The sequence below is a fragment of the Streptomyces lacrimifluminis genome (assembly GCF_014646095.1).
GTDB classification, from domain to species: Bacteria; Actinomycetota; Actinomycetes; order Streptomycetales; family Streptomycetaceae; genus Streptomyces; species Streptomyces lacrimifluminis.
Genome location: NZ_BMMU01000017.1, coordinates 74,647 through 94,812 on the forward strand (window position 1 = coordinate 74,647; position 20,166 = coordinate 94,812).

Annotated in this window: 17 protein-coding genes, 1 tRNA gene and 1 pseudogene; 17 read left to right on the forward strand and 2 right to left on the reverse strand. The window is 69.7% G+C overall.

Annotated elements, in window-relative coordinates; genetic code table 11:
* Positions 1–30: 30 nt before the first annotated feature.
* Complete coding sequence (locus IEY89_RS24155; RefSeq protein ID WP_189149677.1) at positions 31–180, reverse strand: hypothetical protein; 150 nt, start codon at positions 178–180, stop codon at positions 31–33.
* Between the two features lie 75 nt (positions 181–255).
* Between IEY89_RS24155 and IEY89_RS24160 the strand changes: the two are divergent.
* Together IEY89_RS24160 and IEY89_RS24165 are read left to right on the forward strand one after the other, a co-directional pair.
* Positions 256–579 (forward strand): annotated as a pseudogene (locus IEY89_RS24160) (replication initiator); the annotation flags it as partial.
* Positions 580–662: 83 nt separating this feature from the next.
* A complete protein-coding gene (locus IEY89_RS24165; RefSeq protein ID WP_229695402.1) occupies positions 663–1,412 on the forward strand; it encodes a site-specific integrase in 750 nt (249 codons plus the stop codon).
* 333 nt (positions 1,413–1,745) lie between these two features.
* Here the strand turns inward: IEY89_RS24165 and IEY89_RS24170 are convergent.
* Positions 1,746–1,817: transfer RNA gene (locus tag IEY89_RS24170), tRNA-Arg, on the reverse strand.
* A gap of 163 nt (positions 1,818–1,980) precedes the next feature.
* On the opposite strand from IEY89_RS24170, the gene IEY89_RS24175 reads away from it, so the two are divergent.
* The 15 genes from IEY89_RS24175 to glyA all read left to right on the forward strand — a co-directional run bounded on the left by IEY89_RS24175 (position 1,981) and on the right by glyA (position 20,156).
* On the forward strand, positions 1,981–2,463 hold the full coding sequence (locus IEY89_RS24175) for a response regulator (protein WP_229695403.1): 483 nt from the start codon (positions 1,981–1,983) through the stop codon (positions 2,461–2,463).
* A 248-nt stretch (positions 2,464–2,711) separates the two neighbouring features.
* A complete protein-coding gene (nrtL, locus tag IEY89_RS24180) occupies positions 2,712–3,752 on the forward strand; it encodes an ArgS-related anticodon-binding protein NrtL (RefSeq protein ID WP_189149576.1) in 1,041 nt (346 codons plus the stop codon).
* Between the two features lie 40 nt (positions 3,753–3,792).
* Positions 3,793–5,184: a diaminopimelate decarboxylase gene (gene lysA, locus IEY89_RS24185; RefSeq protein ID WP_189149577.1), complete on the forward strand. Its 1,392-nt coding sequence runs from the start codon at positions 3,793–3,795 to the stop codon at positions 5,182–5,184.
* Between the two features lie 149 nt (positions 5,185–5,333).
* Positions 5,334–6,626, forward strand: a complete 1,293-nt coding sequence (locus IEY89_RS24190; protein ID WP_189149578.1) for a homoserine dehydrogenase — start codon at positions 5,334–5,336, stop codon at positions 6,624–6,626.
* A 6-nt stretch (positions 6,627–6,632) separates the two neighbouring features.
* Positions 6,633–7,691, forward strand: a complete 1,059-nt coding sequence (thrC, locus tag IEY89_RS24195; RefSeq protein WP_189149579.1) for a threonine synthase — start codon at positions 6,633–6,635, stop codon at positions 7,689–7,691.
* Positions 7,692–7,978: 287 nt separating this feature from the next.
* The gene (gene thrB, locus IEY89_RS24200) at positions 7,979–8,908 is read left to right on the forward strand and encodes a homoserine kinase (protein WP_189149580.1); all 930 of its coding nucleotides are present in this window, start codon (positions 7,979–7,981) and stop codon (positions 8,906–8,908) included.
* 496 nt (positions 8,909–9,404) lie between these two features.
* The gene (gene rho, locus IEY89_RS24205; protein ID WP_189149581.1) at positions 9,405–11,525 is read left to right on the forward strand and encodes a transcription termination factor Rho; all 2,121 of its coding nucleotides are present in this window, start codon (positions 9,405–9,407) and stop codon (positions 11,523–11,525) included.
* Between the two features lie 213 nt (positions 11,526–11,738).
* Positions 11,739–13,484 (forward strand): trypsin-like serine protease, encoded by a 1,746-nt coding sequence (locus IEY89_RS24210; protein WP_189149665.1) that lies wholly within the window; start codon positions 11,739–11,741, stop codon positions 13,482–13,484.
* 207 nt (positions 13,485–13,691) lie between these two features.
* Positions 13,692–14,798, forward strand: a complete 1,107-nt coding sequence (locus tag IEY89_RS24215) for an LCP family protein (RefSeq protein WP_189149582.1) — start codon at positions 13,692–13,694, stop codon at positions 14,796–14,798.
* Positions 14,799–15,032: 234 nt separating this feature from the next.
* Positions 15,033–15,257, forward strand: a complete 225-nt coding sequence (rpmE, locus tag IEY89_RS24220) for a 50S ribosomal protein L31 (protein WP_189149583.1) — start codon at positions 15,033–15,035, stop codon at positions 15,255–15,257.
* A 103-nt stretch (positions 15,258–15,360) separates the two neighbouring features.
* Positions 15,361–16,437, forward strand: a complete 1,077-nt coding sequence (gene prfA / locus IEY89_RS24225) for a peptide chain release factor 1 (RefSeq protein WP_189149584.1) — start codon at positions 15,361–15,363, stop codon at positions 16,435–16,437.
* A gap of 87 nt (positions 16,438–16,524) precedes the next feature.
* Entirely contained in the window at positions 16,525–17,364 is an 840-nt protein-coding gene (gene prmC / locus IEY89_RS24230) for a peptide chain release factor N(5)-glutamine methyltransferase (RefSeq protein ID WP_189149666.1), read from the forward strand.
* A gap of 53 nt (positions 17,365–17,417) precedes the next feature.
* Positions 17,418–18,065: an L-threonylcarbamoyladenylate synthase gene (locus tag IEY89_RS24235; RefSeq protein WP_189149585.1), complete on the forward strand. Its 648-nt coding sequence runs from the start codon at positions 17,418–17,420 to the stop codon at positions 18,063–18,065.
* Complete coding sequence (locus IEY89_RS24240; protein ID WP_189149586.1) at positions 18,062–18,742, forward strand: arsenate reductase/protein-tyrosine-phosphatase family protein; 681 nt, start codon at positions 18,062–18,064, stop codon at positions 18,740–18,742. The genes IEY89_RS24235 and IEY89_RS24240 overlap by 4 nt, the downstream gene beginning before the upstream one ends.
* A gap of 160 nt (positions 18,743–18,902) precedes the next feature.
* Positions 18,903–20,156, forward strand: coding sequence for a serine hydroxymethyltransferase (glyA, locus tag IEY89_RS24245; RefSeq protein ID WP_189149587.1), 1,254 nt, complete (start codon positions 18,903–18,905; stop codon positions 20,154–20,156).
* The last annotated feature ends 10 nt before the right edge of the window (positions 20,157–20,166 follow it).

Sequence of the window (20,166 nt, forward strand, 5' to 3'; positions counted from 1 at the left end):
TACGCCACCGCCCGGTGGTGGCGTACGCGGTCACGCCGAGGACACGAGCCTCTGCCGCAGGGCGTCGTCGTCGTTGTCGTTGTGGTGGACGACCTCCTCGAAGCGCAGTTGCGAGCCGTGCAGCTGGTGGCGGGGTTCCGGCCGATCAGGTAGGCGCCCTCGGCGGGCGCGCTCAGCCAATAGCTCTCCGGCTGCCCGCCGCGGCCCTCGAGCCAGCCGGGAACCCACCTGACCGTGTGCGCTTCCGTGTGGCATCGCTTCGGCGAGCAGGTCGACGTGCGGCCCATCGAGGAGTTCGGGGCGGGGGAGCGGCTTACCTCCGCGGCTGTCGCGGGCTACATCGCGAAGTACGCCACCAAGGGTGCCGAGTCCGCCGGCGCTGTCGACGGCCGGATTCACCAGGCGCGGGAGTTGGTCATGCTGCCGGTCCGGGCGCATGTCCTCCGCATGATCAGTACGTGCTGGTGGCTCGGTGGTCTGCCCGCGTTCGAACCGCTCGGATTGCGGCGCTGGGCGCACATGCTCGGCTACGGCGGCCACTTCTCCACCAAGTCGCGGTGCTACTCCACAACTCTGACCAGGTCGCTCTGTCGTTCCTGGAGTTGGCGCTCAAGTACATCGATGCCCGGTGGGCGGAGGCGTCGGCGAAGCAGCGGGACAGCATGACCGACTCGTTGGCGACGGTCGTCCCCGTGCTGGTCAAACCGGGGCGCGGGCGCCCGACGCCCGAGATCCTGCGGCGGGCGCTGCGCTCGTACGTACTGCCTCCGTCTCGGCGGGAGCGGGAGCGGGAGCGGCCCGAGGAGATCGCTTCGGCTGCGCGGTGGCTTGAGAAGTCGTCGCTGCCGGTGGCGGAGTTGCAGGAGATCGCTCGGGTTCACGAACTGATCGATGCGCTCGGACGGAAGCTGGACGGCAAGCCTGCGGCGACGCAGACGTACCGGCGGCGGAGGGCGGTCGCCTTCAACTCCCTTGAGTTCGCTGTTGAGTTGGAGGCATTTCTTTCCAACCCCCTCGGGCGGGTGCGGCGCAAGCGGGGGAAGCGACCCGTCCAAGAGGTTGACCGCCGAGTTGTGGTCAACCCTCGGCAGGCGCGGGAGCTGCTGGCGGCCGTGACGTACGTCGGTGGCTATGAGCGGGCGAGCGGTCGACGGCTGCGGGCCTTCTTCGGATGCCTGTACTACGCGGCCATGCGCCCCGGTGAGGCGCTGGGCCTACGCCGTTCGGACTGCACGCTTCCCGCGAAAGGCTGGGGTCGTATCGAGCTGACCGAGACGCGTCCGACCGCGGGCAAGGCGTGGACCGACTCGGGCGAGGCGCACGACCGGCGGGGTCTCAAGCAGCGCGCGCAAGGTGAGGTGCGCATCGTGCCGATTCCGCCTCCGCTGGTGGCGCTGCTCCGTGAGCACTAAAAGGGCGTGGGGCTGGTCGTCCGCACCCAGGGTCTCGTGCTGCGGAACCTCACATGTGGCCAGCGTGAGGGCTGAAGACGGGCTGCGTGGTCACGTGCCCGGGATCTTCACTTGAACGCGGTCAGAAGGAGAGACTTGGCTGCCTGCGCAGGGGCGGGACAAGGAGGCGGCAAACGGTCGTTGGCCTGTAGGAAAGCCCGTCAAGATCATTACGTCGCCATTACGTGATCACTGCCAAACGCCTGCTTTCAGCGGCATCCGCTTGCACACACGCGAAGACCCCGTCTTCAGCTAATGCGCTGATGGCGGGGTCTTTAGGCACCTCATTCAAGGTGCCCCCGGCAGGATTCGAACCTGCGCACACGGCTCCGGAGGCCGTTGCTCTATCCCCTGAGCTACGGGGGCGTGTCTGGCGCGTTGCGCGGCGACGAGTAGAACCCTACCAGCTCGTTCGGGGTGATCAGGAACGGGTTTTGGAGGTCGTGGCGGACCTGGCCGGCGGCTGATCGGGTTCGTGGAAGTGGCGAAAAGCCGGACGCGGTGGCCGGTCTCGACCTACCCTCGACTTGTGCCGGGTGTGTCCGGCCGGGTGCTTGTTGTGGACGACAACAAGGTCATCCGGCAGCTGATCAGGGTCAACCTCGAACTGGAGGGTTTCGAGGTCGTGACCGCGGCTGATGGTGCCGAGTGTCTGGATGTCGTTCATCAGGTGCGCCCCGATGTCGTCACCCTCGACGTGGCGATGCCCCGCCTCGACGGTCTGCGTACCGCCGCCCGACTGCGCGCCGATCCCCGTACGCGCGACCTGCCCCTCGCCATCATCAGTGCCTGTACGCAGTACGAGGTCGAGGCCGGGCTTGAGGTCGGCGTCGACGCGTTTCTGGCCAAGCCCTTCGATCCCTCCGAACTCATCAGCCTCGTACGGCAGTTGGCCGAGCGTGGGCGGGACGACGCCTCGTTCGAGAGCGCACTCGGACCGCATCTGGGACCCATTGGTTCCCTCGGCGCCCCCACCGAGGCCGAGCGCGCCGGCCGAGGCGCCGTCGGCTGACCGGGCACCACTCCACCCCCGTTCGGGCACCACTCCGTCGGAACATTGGCGCTGCTCCACGACTCCGCCACCTGGAACCCGGCATCATTTCCCCGGGTCCCACCCCATCCCCGCGCGCTCTCCCTGGCCGCGTCCGTCCGCTTCCGTATACGTCCGGCCGACGTCCACCCCTCCGTCCTCCGTCCACATGCCGGACCCGCCCCAAACGCATTCGCCTACCCACCCCCCTCCTCCCATACGCTTGTCCCGTGACCCCCGTCGAGCTCTCCCGTACCGTGCTGTGCGCGGTGCGTCGTGCTGTCGACGCGGGCGAGCTGAGTGTCGCCGTCCCCGCACGGGCCGTCGTCGCCGCGCCCGGACCAGGTGGTTCCGGGGACTACGCCACGAACATCGCGCTGCAGTTGGCCAGGCCCGCCGGGCGCACCCCCCGCTACGTCGCCGAAGTCCTGCGCGAGCGGATCAGTGCCGCGCCCGGCGTCCGGGGCGTCGAGATCACCGGGCCCGGATTCCTCAACATCAGCCTGGACAGCGCCGCCCCCGCAGCCCTCGTACAGGAGATCCGCGCCCGGGGCCCTCGCTACGGACACAGCGGCGCCCTCGCCGGTCAGGTGCTGTCGGTACGGCTTCCGGTCGCGTACGAACCCCGGGCCGAAGTCGTCGCCGACGCGCTCGTACGGATCGTCGCCACCCAAGGCGCCCGCGTCCATCTCCAGCGTGGCGCCGACGCCTATGACGGCGACCATGACGGCGACCACGACCATGGCCGTGACGTCGGAAGTCTTGACCTCCGCACCCTTCCCCCGGCCCCCCGCGACCCCACCCCCCTCGGCCCCGACGCCGCCCGCTGGGCTCTTCTCCACCCCGCGCCGCACGACCGGCCCCGTATCGGCGCCGAGCATCTGGTCCAGCGGGAGAGCAACCCTCTCTTCCGGGTGCGCTACGCCTACGCCCGGACCCGCGCCCTCGGCCGTAACGCCGCCGACCTCGGCTTCACCGCGCACGCCGGTGATCTCACCGACGCACCGGTACCGACCCCTCTTCTCCTCGCCCTCGCCGACCACCCCCGCCTCCTCCTCGGCGCCGCCACCCACCGCGCCCCGGACCGGCTCGCCCGGCATCTCGTCACCCTTGCCGATGCCACGCTCGCCTTCCTCCCCACCGTGCTGCCGCTCGGCGACGAGAAACCCTCGGCCGCCCACCGGGCCCGGCTCGCGCTCGCCGAAGCCGCCGGGACGGTGCTGGCCGGCGGCCTGTCCCTGCTCGGCATCGACGCACCCGAACACCTTTGACATCGAACACCTCTGACATCACCGAGGAAGCCGCACCGCCATGAGCCGTTCCGCACACCCCGCCGGGCCCCGTCACGCCGATGTGCTGCCCGAGGGTCACCCCTCCGCGCCGCCCGCCGACCTCAATCACCTGGACCGGAAGGTCTGGGCATCGACTGTCACCCGTACGCCCGACGGCGTCGTCAGCGTTGGCGGGATTGAGGTCACCCGGCTCGCCGAGGAGTTCGGCACCCCCGCCTACCTCATCGACGAAGTCGACTTCCGTGAGCGCGCCCGTGCGTGGCGTACCGCCTTCGGGGAAGACGCCGACGTCTTCTACGCCGGCAAGGCGTTTCTCTCGCGTGCCGTGGTCCGGTGGCTGCACGAAGAAGGACTCAACCTCGATGTCTGCTCCGGTGGGGAGCTCACCACCGCTCTCTCCGCCGGTATGCCCGCCGACCGCATCGCCTTCCACGGCAACAACAAGTCCGTCGACGAGATCGAGACCGCCATTCGCGCCGGGGTCGGGCGGATCGTGCTCGACTCCTTCCAGGAGATCGTGCGCGTCGCCCACATCGCACAGTCCCTCGGCAAGCGGCAGCGCGTGCAGATTCGTATCACCGTGGGTGTGGAAGCACATACGCACGAGTTCATCGCCACCGCCCATGAAGACCAGAAGTTCGGGGTTCCGCTCGCCGGCGGGCAGGCCGCCGAGGCCGTGCGGCGGGCGTTGCAGCTGGATGGGCTTGAGCTCATTGGCATTCACTCGCACATCGGCTCGCAGATCTTCGACATGTCGGGCTTCGAGGTTGCCGCCCATCGCGTCGTCGGGTTGCTCAAGGACATCCGTGACGAGCACGGTGTCGAGCTGCCCGAGATCGACCTCGGGGGTGGGCTCGGTATCGCCTACACCAGCGCCGACGACCCCCGTGAGCCGCACGAGATCGCCAAGGCGCTCCACGAGATCGTCAGCCGGGAGTGCGAGGCCGCCAAGCTCCGCACCCCCCGTATCTCGGTCGAGCCGGGGCGCGCCATCGTCGGGCCCACCGCGTTCACCCTCTACGAGGTCGGCACCATCAAGCCCCTGGAAAACCTCCGCACCTACGTCTCCGTCGACGGCGGGATGTCCGACAACATCCGTACCGCGCTGTACGACGCCGAATACAGCGTCGCCCTCGTCTCCCGGACCTCCGAGGCCGCGCCCATGCTCGTCCGGGTCGTCGGCAAGCACTGCGAGAGCGGGGACATCGTCGTCAAGGACGCCTTCCTGCCCGCCGACCTGGCGCCGGGTGACCTCATCGCGGTGCCGGCGACCGGTGCGTACTGCCGGTCCATGGCCAGCAACTACAACCACGCCCTGCGCCCGCCCGTCGTCGCCGTGCGCGAGGGGGAGGCCCGGGTGATCGTTCGACGGGAGACCGAGGAGGATCTGCTCCGGCTCGACGTGGGATGACGGCAGAATCGCAGGCGGCGGCGGAAGATCTCCTGTCTTCCGCCGCCCGGAACACGAAATAGCCATCTCACGATCCGGACGTTGGATAGAAACTCCAGTCCGGTGAGTGAGACTTATGAACCGTAGACGGTATGAGGAAACGAGGTCGGATGATGCGTACGCGTCCGCTGAAGGTGGCGCTGCTGGGCTGTGGGGTTGTCGGCTCAGAGGTGGCGCGCATCATGACGACGCACGCCGACGATCTCGCCGCGCGCATCGGTGCTCCCGTCGAGCTTGCCGGGGTAGCCGTGCGGCGGCCCTCCAAGGTGCGTGAAGGCATCGACCCCGCCCTCGTGACCACGGACGCCACCGCCCTCGTCAAACGCGGCGACATCGACGTCGTCGTCGAGGTCATCGGCGGTATCGAGCCCGCGCGCTCCCTCATCACGGCCGCCTTCGAGCACGGTGCGTCGGTCGTCTCGGCCAACAAGGCCCTCCTCGCCCAGGACGGCGCCGCCCTGCACGCCGCCGCCGAGGAGCACGACGCCGACCTGTACTACGAGGCCGCCGTCGCCGGTGCCATTCCGCTCATCCGGCCGCTTCGCGAGTCCCTCGCCGGCGACAAGGTGAACCGGGTGCTCGGGATCGTCAACGGCACCACCAACTTCATCCTCGACAAGATGGACTCCACCGGGGCCGGGTACCAGGAGGCCCTCGACGAGGCCACCGCCCTCGGGTACGCGGAAGCCGACCCCACCGCCGACGTCGAGGGGTTCGACGCCGCCGCCAAGGCCGCCATCCTCGCCGGAATCGCCTTCCACACGCGCGTGCGCCTCGACGACGTCTACCGCGAGGGCATGACCGAGGTCACCGCCTCCGACTTCGCCTCCGCCAGGAACATGGGCTGCACCATCAAGCTGCTCGCCATCTGTGAGCGGGCCGGGGACGGCCGGTCCGTCACCGCGCGTGTGCATCCGGCCATGATTCCGCTGACGCACCCGCTCGCCTCCGTGCGCGGCGCCTACAACGCCGTGTTCGTCGAGTCCGACGCCTCCGGTCAGCTGATGTTCTACGGGCCCGGAGCGGGCGGTGCGCCGACGGCCTCCGCCGTGCTCGGTGACCTCGTCGCCGTGTGCCGAAACCGGCTCAGCGGGACCACCGGCCCCGGCGAGTCGGCGTATGCCGCGCTGCCTGTTTCGGGCATGGGCGATGTGGTCACTCGCTATCACATCAGCCTTGACGTCGCCGACAAACCGGGTGTTCTCGCCCAGGTGGCCACCGTGTTCGCCGAGCACGGTGTTTCCATCGATACGGTTCGGCAGACGGGCAAGGACGGCGAGGCCTCCCTTGTCGTCGTCACCCATCGTGCGTCCGACGCCGCCCTGGGCGGAACCGTCGAGGCGTTGCGCAAGCTCGACACCGTGCGGGGTGTCGCAAGCATCATGCGGGTTGAAGGAGAGTAACCAGCAATGACCCACCAGTGGCGCGGAATCATCGAGGAGTACCGGGACCGGCTGCCCGTCTCCGCTAGCACGCCGGTCGTGACGCTCCGTGAGGGCGGCACGCCCCTCGTCCCCGCGCAGGTGCTCTCCGAGCGCACGGGCTGCGAGGTCCACCTCAAGGTGGAGGGCGCCAACCCGACCGGGTCCTTCAAGGACCGCGGGATGACCATGGCCATCACCCGGGCGAAGGAGGAGGGCGCGAAGGCCGTCATCTGTGCCTCCACGGGCAACACGTCCGCCTCCGCCGCCGCGTACGCCGTGCGCGCGGGGATGGTCTCGGCCGTTCTCGTGCCGCAGGGCAAGATCGCCCTAGGCAAGATGGGGCAGGCGCTGATCCACGGCGCCAAGATCCTCCAGGTCGAAGGCAACTTCGACGACTGCCTCACCCTCGCCCGCTCCCTGAGCGACAACTACCCCGTGGCGCTGGTGAATTCGGTGAACCCGGTGCGTATCGAGGGGCAGAAGACAGCCGCCTTCGAGATCGTCGACATGCTCGGCGACGCGCCCGACATCCACGTCCTGCCGGTCGGCAACGCGGGCAACATCACCGCGTACTGGAAGGGCTACACCGAGTACGCCGCCGACGGCATCGCCCGGCGTACCCCGCGCATGTGGGGGTTCCAGGCGGCCGGCAGTGCCCCGATCGTGCGCGGCGAGGTCGTCAAGGACCCCTCGACGCTCGCCACCGCGATCCGCATCGGCAACCCGGCCTCCTGGAAGCAGGCGCTGGCCGCGCGCGACGAGTCGGGCGGTTTCATCGACGAGGTGACGGACCGTGAGATCCTGCGCGCCTACCGGCTGTTGGCCGCGCAGGAGGGCGTTTTCGTCGAGCCCGCGTCCGCCGCGTCCGTGGCCGGTCTGCTGAAGGCGGCCGAGCAGGGCAAGGTCGACCCGGGCCAGACCATCGTCTGCACGGTCACCGGCAACGGCCTGAAGGACCCGGGCTGGGCCACCGAGGGCGCCCCGCAGCCGGTCGTCGTCCCGGTGGACGCCGCGACCGCCGCCGAGCGACTCGGACTCGCGTAGACCGCGTACTGATCGCCCGAACCGGGGTACTCCCTACGACGGGTGCACAGGGGGCTTACGACACGCATCGTGCGCCTCCTGTGCGCCCTATGTCGCCACAGAACCTTCCTTCGATAAGCTGGAGTGAACCCGCCCGCCGCATATGCCCCCGCGTATGGCGCGGCGCCGCGTTGCCCCAGCGGCCCGAGGGTCTCCGCGTAGGTCCTCAGCCGTTTCCCCGTAGCCGTTCTCCAGTGTCGTATCGAAAGTTTTCGACGAAATCGCAGCTCAAGGAGAGTCATCGAGCGATGGCCGGTCCAGCGTTCCGCGCCGCCGCCGTCCGGGTGCGCGTCCCCGCCACCAGCGCCAATCTCGGTCCGGGCTTCGACGCCCTGGGCCTGTCGCTGGGGTTGTACGACGACGTGGTCGTCCGGGTGGCCGACTCCGGGCTGCACATCGACATCGCGGGTGAGGGCAGCGAGACCCTCCCACGCGACGAGAACCACCTCCTCGTACGGTCCCTGCGCACCGCCTTCGACCTGCTCGGCGGACAGCCGCGCGGTCTTGAGATCGTGTGCGCCAACCGCATTCCGCACGGGCGGGGACTCGGGTCCTCCTCGGCAGCCATCTGCGCCGGCATCGTCGCCGCGCGGGCCGTCACCATAGGTGGCGACAGCCGTCTCGACGACGAGGCGCTGCTCGAACTCGCCACCGAGATCGAGGGGCACCCCGACAACGTCGCCGCCTGTCTCCTCGGCGGGTTCACGCTCTCCTGGATGGAGGCCGGAGCCGCCCGGGCCATCCGGATGGAACCCGCCGCCTCCGTCGTTCCGGTGGTGTTCGTCCCCGGGAAGCCGGTCCTCACGGAGACCGCGCGAGGCCTCCTGCCACGCACCGTCCCGCACGTCGACGCCGCGACCAACGCGGGGCGCGCCGCTCTGCTCGTCGAGGCTCTGACCAGGCGTCCCGAGCTGCTGCTGCCCGCCACCGAGGACCGGCTGCACCAGGACTACCGCGCCCCCGCCATGCCGGAGAGCACGGCGCTGGTGGAGCGGCTGCGGGCCGACGGCATCCCCGCGGTGATCTCCGGCGCCGGACCCACGGTCCTGGCTCTGGCCGACGAGGCCACCGCCGACAAGGTCTCCCGGCTGGCGGGCGAGGGCTGGGCCGCCAACCGGCTCGGACTCGACGCCCGGGGGGCGAGCGTGCTGCCGCTCGTGGCCCCCGGAGAGAGCTAGGCGACGACATCGACGGGACGCGCACCAGCGAACTTGCGACATCCGGCGTTGCCGGGTCCGGCGCCGCGACATTCGGCGCTGCGACATTCAACTACATACGGTTGCCGGATTTGGAGAGGGGGAATGTTTGTTGGATCCGGTAGTGTTAACCTCAAGTCTGCACCCGACCCCACCATGGCGAGGTGCTTTGTGTCCCCGTCCGGGACAGACATTCTTCCGGGAGCCCCCCAAGCCACTCTGCGTTTCATGCGGCGTTCGTTTCGTCGTGTGCAGGCACTGAGCGGCATTCAGGGCACGCTCCGGAACCGGTGTGACCAAGCCACCTGACACAGAGCTTCAGTGTCACGGCTCTGGGAAACGCCATCACCAGAAACCTCTTCCGCCGCTTCGGCGGACCACCGCCCCGGCACGGTCCACTCATGAAGGACCGAAGCCGGACAGCAAAACCGGTCGCCGTGCCAGACAGGCCGACGTCCGCTCCAGGGAAGGACCCTTCGTGAGCGACACCACCGATCTGATGGGCGCACGTGTCGAGGAGACCGCTGCGGCGCCCTCCACGGACGCCTCCGCGCCTGCCACGGGTGCCGGCTCCCGGCGGCGCCGCGGTACCGGCCTCGACGGCATGGTGCTGGCCGAACTGCAGCAGGTCGCGTCCGGCCTCGGTATCAAGGGCACCGCGCGGATGCGCAAGAGCCAGTTGATCGAGGTCATCAAGGAGGCGCAGGCCGGGGGCGGAACCCCCAAGGCCGCAGCTGCCCCCGCCGGGGACGCCGCCGAGACCAAGCCCAGGCGCCGCGCCACCTCCAAGACCCGCACGGGTGAGGACACCGCGCCCGCCGCTGCCGAGAAGAAGGCGGCCGTGCAGGTCGCCGAGGCGCCCGCCGAGAAGGCCGTGGCCCAGCAGCAGATCGAGATTCCCGGCCAGCCCGCTGGGGGCCCCTCCCGCGCGAGCGAAGCCGAGCGTGGGGGAGAAGCCGAGCGTGGGGGAGACGATGCCCCGGCCGAGCGCCGCAGGCGTCGCGCCACCGCCGAGGCCGGCAGCCCCGAGACGATCGTCGCCGAGGCGAAGAGCGAGCCGAAGGCCGAGACGCAGGCCGGCGACGTCGACGGTGACGGCCGCCAGGGCCGCCGCGAACGCCGGGACCGCGGTGACCGTGGCCGGGACCGCGACCGCCGGGGCAACAAGAGCGACGAGCAGCAGGGCGGCACCCAGCAGCGCGGGACCCAGCAGGGCCAGCAGCAGGCGGGCGGCCGTCAGGACCGCCAGGACCGTCCCGAGCGCCAGGACAGGCAGGACCGCCAGGACCGCCAGCAGCGGGACACCGGGCCGCGCGACACCGGCCCGCGCGACAACGGGCCGCAGGACGACGACGACTTCGACGGCGGACGCCGTGGCCGTCGCGGACGCTACCGCGACCGCCGGGGCCGTCGTGGGCGCGAGGAGTTCGGCCCCAACGAGCCGCAGGTCGCCGACGACGACGTCCTGATCCCCGTCGCGGGCATCCTGGACATCCTCGACAACTACGCCTTCATCCGTACGTCGGGTTATCTGCCGGGCCCCAACGACGTGTACGTCTCCCTCGCCCAGGTCCGTAAGAACGGCCTTCGCAAGGGCGATCACGTCACCGGTGCGGTCCGTCAGCCGAAGGACGGGGAGCGCCGGGAGAAGTTCAACGCGCTGGTCCGCCTCGACTCCGCGAACGGCATGGCCGCCGAATCAGGCCGTGGCCGCCCGGAGTTCAACAAGCTGACGCCGCTGTACCCGCAGGACCGCCTCCGCCTGGAGACGGACCCGGGCATCCTCACCACCCGCATCATCGATCTCGTCGCGCCGATCGGTAAGGGCCAGCGTGGTCTGATCGTGGCCCCGCCGAAGACCGGCAAGACCATGATCCTCCAGGCGATCGCCAACGCGATCACCATCAACAACCCCGAGTGCCACCTGATGGTCGTCCTGGTCGACGAGCGTCCGGAAGAGGTCACCGACATGCAGCGGTCGGTGAAGGGCGAGGTCATTTCCTCGACCTTCGACCGCCCGGCCGAGGACCACACCACGGTCGCCGAGCTGGCCATCGAGCGCGCCAAGCGCCTGGTGGAACTGGGCCACGACGTCGTCGTACTGCTCGACTCGATCACGCGTCTGGGCCGTGCGTACAACCTCGCCGCCCCGGCCTCCGGCCGCATCCTGTCCGGTGGTGTCGACTCGACCGCCCTGTACCCGCCGAAGCGCTTCTTCGGTGCGGCCCGCAACATCGAGGACGGCGGCTCGCTGACCATCCTCGCCACCGCGCTGGTGGACACCGGGTCCCGCATGGACGAGGTCATCTTCGAGGAGTTCAAGGGCACCGGCAACGCCGAGCTCAAGCTCGACCGGAAGCTTGCCGACAAGCGCATCTTCCCGGCGGTGGACGTCGACGCGTCCGGTACCCGTAAGGAAGAGATCCTGCTCGGCAGCGACGAGCTCGCCGTCACCTGGAAGCTGCGCCGGGTGCTGCACGCGCTCGACCAGCAGCAGGCGATCGAGCTGCTTCTCGACAAAATGAAGCAGACGAAGTCGAACGCCGAGTTCCTGCTCCAGATCCAGAAGACGACGCCGGGCAACAACAACAACGACTGACGGTCGGCCGGTAAACGGTCAGCAAGCAGTCCGCAAAGGGCCACCTCTGTTACGGGGGTGGCCCTTTGTGTTGTATGGGACACGTGTACGATCGCGCTCTTCGGGCCGTTTCTCGTGGTGTGCCCGAACTGACAATCCCTAGGGGGGACTTGAGTGGGTATATCCCTGTCCGGTGAAGGCCGCCACAGACGTCGTGTGCGGATCGCCGTTCCCATGATCGCCGCCGGCCTCGCCGCCGCGGTCACCGGCGCGCTGATGATGTCGTCCGCGAGCGCCGCCACCGCCCTGCCGAAGCCCACCGCCGACCTCAGCCGCAGTGCGCCCAGCACCGCGGAGCTGGAGAAGCGCGTCGCGGGCGCGGCCACCGGCGACGGCACCCTGGCTTCCAAGAAGACGGCGTTCACCGCCGGTTCCGTCGGCGGCACCAAGGATGCGAAGATCATCGGTGGTTCGACGACCACCATCTCGGCGGCCCCGTACATGGCTCAGCTCTGGTACTACGACGACAAGGGCACCCCGGACGCGACCGGCGACGACGTGGACTTCTTCTGTGGCGGCGCCGTCATCGCGCCCACGAAGATCCTCACCGCCGCACACTGCGTCAAGGGTTACAACTGGAACGCCAACGGTGCCGTCGTCACCGGTACCGCGACGCTTCCGGACGCCGACGGGAACACGAACGGAACCGTCTCGCCCGTCTGGCGCCAGTGGAACAACCCGTCGTACAGCTCGGTGACGTTCGACAACGACATCGCCGTCCTGACGCTCGCGTATCCCGTGAAGGCCGCGCCGATCCGGATGACGACGGCCGGTGACACCGTCTCCTACAAGGCGCTCACCAACGCCAAGGTCTTCGGCTGGGGGCGCACGACCTCCACCACCCAGGCCGTCTCCCAGACACTGAAGACGGCCACGCTGCCCATCCAGTCCGACGCCACCTGCACGGGCGCGTACGGCAGCGACTTCGTCAAGGGCCACATGGTCTGCGCGGGCAAGCCCGCCACCGGCAGCGACACCGGTACCACCACCACCTGCAACGGCGACTCCGGCGGCCCGCTGGTGGTCGCGGGCAAGGTCGTGGGCGTCGTCTCGTGGGGTGTGACGGACTGCGTCGCGAAGGGCGCCTACAGCGTCTTCTCGAAGGTCACCTCGTACGTCGGTGCCGTGTACCCGCGGGTCGAGGACGCGAACCTCAGCGGTGACCACAGGGCCGACCTGTGGCTGCGCCGCGCCTCCACCAAGGTGGGCTACAGCAAGGACTCCAACGGCACCAGCTTCGGCGCCAGCGAGCCCTGGGGCAACTGGGACGGCGTCAACGTCGTCCTGCAGACCGACCTGAACCGGGACGACTACCAGGACCTGGTGCTCCGCGACAGCGCCTCGGGCGCCGTCTACTGGATGCACTACGTGCCCCAGCCCGACGGCAGCGCCGGAAGCTGGGCCACGAAGACGATCTTCGCCAACTGGAAGACCCGCACCCGGATCATCACCCCGGGCGACGTCACCGGCGACTACAAGCCCGACGTCCTCTCGGTCGACTCCGCGGGCGCCCTGTGGATCTACCCGGGCAACGGCAACGGCACCTTCGGGACGCCGTCGAAGGTCTCCACCGGCTGGAACCAGTACAACTCGATCGTCGGCCACGGCGACTTCAACGGTGACGGCAAGGCCGACCTGCTGGCCCGCACCAAGACCGGCTCGGTCGGCTACCTCCTCAAGGGCAACGGCAAGACCGGCTCCCAGGCCTTCGCGGCCCGGGTCAAGGTGCGCACCTGGGGCGGCTTCAACACCCTGGTCACCCCCGGCGACGTGACCGGCGACGGAAAGGCCGACTTCCTGGCTCGTACGCCCGCCGGGACGATGTACCTCTACCCGGGCACCGGCAAGGGTACGAGCGAGATCTTCGGCACACCGAAGTCCGTCGGCACCGACTACAAGCAGTGGGACATCATCAGCTGAATCCGCAGGTGAACAGGGTCTTCTGAGCGATTCGCGAGGAACGTCCCATCCGTTCGGTCACACACTGTGCCCTTCGCGCCACGCGAAGGGCGCAGCGCGTTGTGCAACCCTTTTTCCGTAATGACCGTCTGACTGACCGGTTACGACGGAAACAGGACTGTCCCTGAAAGCAGGGGGTAACCGACCGGACGAGACCGAAGGAAGCACATGTCCGCCGAGAGCAATCCGCTTGATCCAGCGAAGCCGGCGAAGTGGCGCAGCCGCCGCACGCCCGGCGGCAAGCACCCCAGGGCGCTGCTCGTCACCGCCTGGATCGCCGCCGCCATCGTCGTGCTGGGCGGCACCGGCCTCGGATACGTGTACTTCAAGCTCAACGGCAACATCAAGAGCGTCGACATCAACCAGGTCCTCGGCACCGAACGCCCGACCAACGTCGACAACGGCTCCGAGGACATCCTGGTCCTGGGCTCCGACACCCGGTCCGGCGCCAACAAGAAGCTCGGCGGCGGCGCGGACGACGGCAGCGCCCGCTCGGACACCGCGATGATCGTCCACGTGTACGAGGGTCACAAGAAGGCCAGTGTGGTCTCCATACCCCGTGACACCCTCGTCGACCGCCCCCGGTGCACCGACGCCAAGGGCGTCGCGCACGACGCGGCCTCCGGGGTGATGTTCAACTCCGCGTACTCCACGGGGGGCGCCGCCTGCGCGGTGAAGACCGTCGAGTCGCTCACCGGGATCCGTATGGACCACTACATCGAGGTCGACTTCGCCGGGTTCCGGAAGCTCGTCGACGAGTTGGGCGGCGTCCGGGTGACCACGACGAAGGACATCAAGGACTCCGACAGCCACCTGAACCTGAAGGCCGGCACCCACCGCCTCAACGGCAAGCAGGCGCTTGGCCTTGTCCGCACCCGGCATGGTGTCGGTGACGGCTCCGACCTGGGCCGCATCCAGCTCCAGCAGGCGTTCATCAAGGCCCTCGTCGACCAGATCAAGGACGTGGGCGTCCTGACGAACCCCAAGAAGCTCTTCGACCTTGCGGACACCGCCACCAAGGCCGTCACGACCGACTCGGACCTCGGCTCGGTCCGCTCCCTGACCTCCTTCGCGTCAGGCCTGAAGAGCATCGGCTCCGCCCACATGACCATGATCACCATGCCGGTGGAGTACGACCCGGCCAACCCCAACAGGGTCATCGTCGACAGGGCCAAGGCCCGCTTGGTCTGGACGGCGCTGAAGAACGACCAGCCGATCCCGGCAGCCGCGACCAAGGGCACGGCAAAGGGCGACGCAGCGGGTGTTGTGAGCTAGGCACAGGGGGCGCAGCCCCCGTTTCCAGGGGCGCGGGGCTGTGACATTTGCGGCTCCGCCGCGGGGCACGACCAGCCACAGCGGACCCGCACCCGAAGCCGCAGGGAATACTCAAGGGCAACCCCCGGTTTTGGGGGATGCGGCCAGTCCTGGCAGACTGGTACGTCGGCCCCGGTTCACGCATCCGCATCCCGCGGCAGCGACCCGGAGCCCTCCCGAACCTAGGAGAACCCCTTGAAGCGCGAAGTCCACCCCGAGTACGTCGAGACGCAGGTCAGCTGCACCTGTGGCGCGTCGTTCACCACCCGCAGCACGATCACGAGCGGCAACATCCGCGCCGAGGTCTGCTCCGAGTGCCACCCGTTCTACACGGGCAAGCAGAAGATCCTCGACACCGGTGGCCGCGTGGCCCGCTTCGAGGCCCGCTTCGGCAAGGCCGCTGCCGGCGCCACGAAGTAGCGAGGCACCAGCGCCGGTCCACGGTCGCCCCCCGGGGCGTACCTGGACCGGCGTTTTTGGTCGCCCGCCGTCCCCCACGCACCACACGTTTTCAGGAGCCCCCATGTTCGAGGCCGTCGAGGATCTGCTCACCGAGCACGCCGACCTGGAGAAGAAGGTCGCCGACCCTTCGGTCCACGCCGACCAGGCCAACGCGCGCAAGCTCAACAAGCGCTACGCCGAGCTGACCCCGATCGTCACGACCTACCGCTCCTGGAAGCAGACCGGGGACGACATCGGCACGGCGAAGGAGTTCGCCGTCGACGACCCCGACTTCGCCGCCGAGGTCAAGGAACTGGAGAAGCAGCGCGAGGAGCTCACCGAGAAGCTGCGCCTGCTGCTCGTTCCGCGTGACCCCAACGACGACAAGGACGTCATCCTGGAGGTCAAGGCCGGCGCGGGCGGCGACGAGTCCGCCCTCTTCGCCGGTGACCTCCTGCGGATGTATCTCCGCTACGCCGAGCGCGTCGGCTGGAAGACCGAGATCATCGACGCCACCGAGTCCGAACTGGGCGGCTACAAGGACGTCCAGGTCGCCGTGAAGACCAAGGGCGGCCAGGGTGCCACCGAGCCCGGCCAGGGCGTCTGGGCCCGCCTGAAGTACGAGGGCGGCGTGCACCGCGTACAGCGCGTGCCCGCGACCGAGTCCCAGGGCCGTATCCACACCTCCGCGGCCGGTGTCCTGGTCACCCCCGAGGCCGAGGAGGTCGACGTGGAGATCAACCCGAACGACCTCCGCATCGACGTGTACCGCTCCTCCGGTCCCGGCGGCCAGTCCGTCAACACGACCGACTCCGCGGTGCGCATCACGCACGTTCCCACCGGAGTCGTCGCCTCCTGCCAGAACGAGAAGAGCCAGCTGCAGAACAAGGAGCAGGCGATGCGTATCCTGCGCTCCAGGCTCCTCGCGGCAGCCGTGGAGGAAGCGGAGAAGGAGGCCGCGGACGCCCGCCGCAGCCAGGTCCGCACCGTCGACCGCTCCGAGAAGATCCGTACGTACAACTTCCCGGAGAATCGCCTCTCGGACCACCGCGTCGGCTTCAAGTCGTACAACCTCGACCAGGTGCTGGACGGCGACCTCGGCGCCGTCATCCAGGCCTGTGTCGACGCGGACTCCGCAGCGAAGCTCGCGGCAGCGTAAGCCCCGTACGAGCCCCGTACGAGTGACGAGTACCGGAGGACCAGCGTGCAGCAGAACATTGGGGGACGGCCCCCGAGCCCCCGCAGCTTGCTGCTCGCGGAGGTGGCCCAGGCCACCCAGCGGCTGGCCGACGCGGGCGTGCCCTCGCCGCGCAACGACGCGGAGGAGCTCGCCGCGTTCGTGCACGGCGTGAAGCGCGGCACGCTGCACACCGTCAAGGACGTGGACTTCGACGCCCGCTACTGGGAGGTCATCGCCCGCCGTGAGGCCCGCGAGCCGCTCCAGCACATCACCGGACGCGCCTTCTTCCGCTACCTGGAACTCCAGGTCGGACCGGGCGTCTTCGTGCCGCGCCCCGAGACCGAGTCGGTCGTCGGCTGGGCCATAGACGCCGTCCGCGCGATGGACGTCGTCGAGCCGCTGATCGTCGACCTGTGTACCGGCTCAGGCGCCATCGCGCTCGCCCTCGCCCAGGAGGTCCCGCGCTCCCGGGTGCACGCCGTGGAGCTGTCCGAGGACGCCCTGGCGTGGACCCGCAAGAACATGGAGGGGTCCAGGGTCGACCTGCGGCAGGGCAACGCCCTGGACGCCTTCCAGGACCTCGACGGCCAGGTCGACCTGGTCATCTCCAACCCGCCGTACATCCCGCTCACGGAGTGGGAGTACGTCGCTCCGGAGGCCCGGGACCACGATCCCGAACTCGCCCTGTTCTCCGGCGAGGACGGCCTCGACCTCATCCGGGGCCTGGAACGCACCGCCCACCGTCTGCTGCGCCCCGGCGGCGTCGTCGTCGTGGAGCACGCGGACACCCAGGGCGGCCAGGTGCCGTGGATCTTCACCGAGGAACGGGGCTGGGCCGACGCGGCCGACCACCCGGACCTCAACAACCGCCCGCGCTTCGCGACCGCCCGCAGGGCCACGCCGTGAACGTCGACCCCACTTTCTACCCCCAGCAGTACGTGTACGAGGAGGCCCGCTAAATGGCTCGGCGATACGACACCAACGACGCGACCGACCGCACGACCGGTCTGCGCGAGGCCGCGTCCGCCGTCCGCCGCGGCGAGCTGGTGGTCCTCCCGACCGACACGGTGTACGGCATCGGTGCCGACGCGTTCTCCTCCGAGGCCGTCACCGACCTGCTGGAGGCCAAGGGCCGTGGCCGTGGCATGCCCACGCCCGTTCTGATCGGCTCCCCGAACACCCTGCACGGCCTCGTCACGGACTTCTCCGAGATGGCCTGGGAACTCGTCGACGCCTTCTGGCCGGGCGCCCTCACGCTCGTCGCCAAGCACCAGCCGTCCCTCCAGTGGGACCTCGGGGACACCCGTGGCACGGTCGCCGTACGCATGCCGCTGCACCCGGTCGCCATCGAGCTGCTGACCGAGGTCGGCCCCATGGCCGTCTCCTCCGCCAACCTGACGGGCCACCCGGCCCCCGAGGACTGTGACGCCGCCCAGGAGATGCTCGGCGACTCCGTCTCCGTCTACCTGGACGGCGGCCCCACCCCCGGAATCGTCCCGTCGTCGATCGTCGACGTCACGGGCAAGGTGCCGGTCCTGCTGCGCGCGGGCGCGCTGTCGGCCGAAGAGCTGCGCAAGGTGGTCCCCGACCTCGAGGTGGCGAATTGACAGCCCCTGACGCGGGGCGTGGCATAGGCATGCGTACGGGGGGCGCGGGGGCTCAGCACTGGAACGGGGCCTCGCGGGACGCCTTCCGCATCCTCTATGTCAGCACCGGCAACGTCTGCCGCTCACCGATCACCGAGCGGCTGACCCGGCATGCCCTCGCGGACCGGCTCGGCGACCCGCTGTGGGGCGGTCTGATCGTGGAGAGCGCCGGCACGTGGGGCCACGAGGGCGCGCCCATGGAGGCCAACGCGGAGGCGGTCCTCGCGGAGTTCGGCGCGGACCCCTCCGGTTTCACGGGACGCGAGCTGCTCGACGAGCACGTGATCCGGGCCGACCTGGTGCTGACGGCCACGCGGGACCACCGCGCGCAGGTCATCTCCATGGGCCACTCGGCGGGCCTGCGCACCTTCACGCTGAAGGAGTTCACCCGCCTGGTGAAGGCGATAGACCCGGCGACCCTGCCCCCGCTGGACGACGGGATGATCGAACGTGCGCGCGCCCTGGTGCGCGCGGCAGCCGCTCTGCGCGGGTGGCTCCTGGCGCCCACCGCGGAGGCGGACGAGGTGTACGACCCGTACGGGGCGCCCCTGACGTTCTTCCGGTCGATCGGGGACGAGATACAGCAGGCGCTGGACCCGGTGGTGACGGCACTGACCGGGGTGCCCGCGAAGGCTTGAGTGCCCACTGACCTGCCTCTGGGTGTCGTCTTGCGGCTGCGGGCCCGTTGTGGCTTGTCGCGCCCACGCGACGGAGCCGCAGATCGATACAGCCCCGCGCCGATCAGGGCGCTCGGGCCTACCCTGGACTACACGTCACCGTCGACGTCCGGAGCCCGTCATGTCGGTCGTACATGCCCTTGAGGGCGATCTCGCTGTTGATGTGCTGCGCCGGCAGGATCCCGAGCTGGCCGGGGTGCTGCTCGGGGAGGCCGAACGGCAGTCGACGACGCTCCAGCTGATCGCCGCCGAGAACTTCACCTCGCCCGCCGTGCTGGCCGCGCTCGGCTCGCCGCTCGCCAACAAGTACGCCGAGGGGTATCCCGGCGCCCGGCACCACGGCGGCTGCGAGATCGTCGACGTCGCCGAGCGTCTCGCGGTCGAGCGGGCCAAGGCCCTGTTCGGCGCCGAACACGCCAACATCCAGTCCCACTCCGGGTCTTCGGCCGTACTGGCCGCCTACGCCGCCCTCCTGCGCCCCGGCGACACCGTCCTCGCCCTCGGGCTGCCCCACGGCGGCCATCTCACGCACGGGTCGCCCGCCAACTTCTCCGGGCGCTGGTTCGACTTCGTCCCCTACGGGGTGGACGCGGAGAGCGGCCTCATCGACTACGAGCAGGTGCGCGCCCTGGCCCGTACACATCGCCCCAAGGCCATCGTCTGCGGGTCCATCGCCTACCCCCGGCACATCGACTACGCCGCCTTCCGCGAGATCGCCGACGACACGGGCGCCTACCTCATCGCCGACGCCGCCCACCCCATCGGGCTCGTCGCCGGGGGAGCGGCGCCCAGTCCGGTGCCGTACGCCGACGTCGTCTGCGCGACCACCCACAAAGTGCTGCGCGGACCCCGCGGCGGGATGCTGCTGTGCGGCGCCGACCTCGCGGAACGGGTCGACCGGGCGGTTTTCCCGTTCACGCAGGGGGGCGCTCAGATGCACACCATCGCCGCCAAGGCCGTCGCCTTCGGCGAGGCGGCCACCCCGGCCTTCACGGCGTACGCGCATCAGGTGGTCGCCAACGCGCGGGTGCTGGCGGCGGGCCTGGCCGCCGAGGGGTTCGTCGTCACCACGGGCGGCACCGACACGCACCTCATTACGGTGGATCCGGCACCTCTGGGAGTGGACGGGCGTACCGCGCGAGGGCTGCTTTCCGCCGCAGGAGTGGTCCTGGACTGCTGTCCGCTGCCTCACGGGGAGGCGCGCGGTCTGCGGCTCGGGACGGCCGCGCTGACCACACAGGGGATGGGGGAGGCCGAGATGACGCGGATCGCGGTGCTGGTCGCGGGTGTGCTGCGCGGGGCTGTCGAGAGCGGTGGGGTGCGTGAAGAAGTGCGGGAGCTGGCCGGTAGATTTCCGCCGTATCCCGGGCGATGAGGGGTAGTCG